This window comes from Halomonas sp. (assembly GCF_041689495.1).
Taxonomy (GTDB): domain Bacteria; phylum Pseudomonadota; class Gammaproteobacteria; order Pseudomonadales; family Halomonadaceae; genus Halomonas.
In genome coordinates, this window is the sequence record NZ_JBDNGD010000217.1 from 1 (window position 1) to 1,833 (window position 1,833).

Sequence of the window (1,833 nt, forward strand, 5' to 3'; positions counted from 1 at the left end):
ATGGCCGTCTACGCCCGCGACTTCTCCATCGAGGAAAAGGACGACAAGAGCCCGCTCACCGAGGCCGACATGGCCGCCCATGAGGTCATCGTCAAGGGGCTGAGCACCCTGCCGGATGCCATTCCTGTGCTCTCCGAGGAGAATACCGAAGGCTTTGCCGGGGCGGACGCCCACGGCCGCTACTGGCTGGTGGACCCGCTGGACGGCACCAAGGAATTCATCAAGCGCAACGGCGAGTTCACCGTGAACATCGCGCTCATCGAGCACGGCAAGCCGGTGCTCGGCGTGGTCGTCGCCCCGGCACTGGAGGTGTCATATCTCGCCGCCGAAGGCCTGGGTGCCTTCAAGGTGCAAGGCAACAAGGTGAAAGGCAATGGCGAGCGCCAGCCGATCCACGTCGCCGGATTGCCGGCCGAGGGCGCCACCTGGCGGGTAGTGGGAAGCCGCTCTCACCCCAGCCCCGACCTCGCCGAATGGCTGGAAAAGCTTGGCCAGCATGACATGGTCCCCATGGGCAGCTCGCTCAAGCTCTGCCTTATCGCCGAAGGCAAGGCCGACGTCTACCCGCGACTCGGCCCCACCTGCCTGTGGGATACCGGCGCCGCCCATGTCGTAGTCGAACAGGCCGGCGGTCGTGTCGAGACCCTGGAAGGCCAACCGCTCGGCTACGCCACGCCCAGCGAGCACCTCAACCCCCACTTCATCGTCTGGGGCAACCGGTAAATCATGCTCCCCAAGCAGCGGCCCACCTTGCAAACGCCGCCAGCCCCTCTACCCCTTGACCCGATCACCGGTGCCCTTACCCGCAACGGTGAGCAGGATATAGCGAAAATACGCGGCCACCGTCAGCTCGCCGAGCATCTTCTGGTCGGTTTCGGCCAACAGCCGAGGGGTGGACATATCGATATCATTGACCTGGGCCAGGCCGGTAATGCCGGGTCGCGCCTCGAACACGCCACGGCTGGCACGCTCGGCGATCAGTTCGTCCTGGTTGTAAAGGCAGGGCCGCGGCCCCACCAAGCTCATCTCGCCCTTGAGCACATTCCAGAGCTGGGGCAACTCGTCCAGCTTCGTGCGCCGCAGGAAGCGCCCGAAGGACGTGATCGCCGAAGCACTGGCCAGATGGCTGGCCACCGAAGCCGTATCCTTCTTCATGGTGCGAAACTTGACCAGGGTAAAGGGCTGCTGATGGCGACCCACCCGTTGCTGACGGAACAGTGGTGAGCCCGTGTCGAAGAACCCGATCACCGTCAGGATCAGCAAGACGGGAAACCCGATGATCAGCCCGACGGCCGAAAACAGCATATCGAAAACACGTAACACCTCTGTCACTCCCTGAATTTGGATGAAGCGGATGATGCCTGGCTCGCCAGATACGCCCGGGCGGTTTCCTCCAGGGCCTGATCCACCGACACCGGCGGCAGCCACCCTAGTCGCTCTTGCGCCTTGCCGATATCCACGCGAAGGCTGCCACATAACCGTTGGGCCACGGCCTGCTTACCCAGCAAGCGGGAGCCGGCCTTGAGAAAACTCACCGGCACCGGCAGCAGCCTGGATGGCCGCCCCAGGGCAAGGCTGAGCCGACGCAGCAGCTCGGTAGTGGAAAGATCCTCGCCATCACCGGCGAGAAATACCTGATTGGCAGCGGACGGGTGGGTCAGGCAAGTCAGGATCAGATCGACCAGGTTGGCCAGCGCAACCATGCTGCGCCGATTATCGATCGCCCCGAGGGGCAGCGGCACTCCCTTGTGCAGCCAGCGCAACATGCTGGCGAAGTTGGCTTTCACTCCCGGCCCGTAGACCAGCGGCGGGCGGATGATCACCACCTCCAGA

The 1,833-nt window shown here is 63.9% G+C and carries 2 protein-coding genes and 1 pseudogene; 1 reads left to right on the forward strand and 2 read right to left on the reverse strand.

What is annotated here, in order from left to right; all coding sequences use genetic code 11:
- The coding region (gene cysQ, locus ACESMD_RS07780) for a 3'(2'),5'-bisphosphate nucleotidase CysQ (protein WP_372611932.1) at window positions 1–723 on the forward strand (723 nt) is incomplete at its 5' end.
- A 48-nt stretch (window positions 724–771) separates the two neighbouring features.
- Here cysQ and ACESMD_RS07785 read toward each other — a convergent pair.
- Window positions 772–1,305, reverse strand: a complete 534-nt coding sequence (locus ACESMD_RS07785) for a sugar transferase (RefSeq protein ID WP_372611934.1) — start codon at window positions 1,303–1,305, stop codon at window positions 772–774.
- Window positions 1,306–1,328: 23 nt separating this feature from the next.
- A pseudogene (locus ACESMD_RS07790) lies at window positions 1,329–1,833 on the reverse strand (UDP-glucose 4-epimerase); the annotation flags it as partial.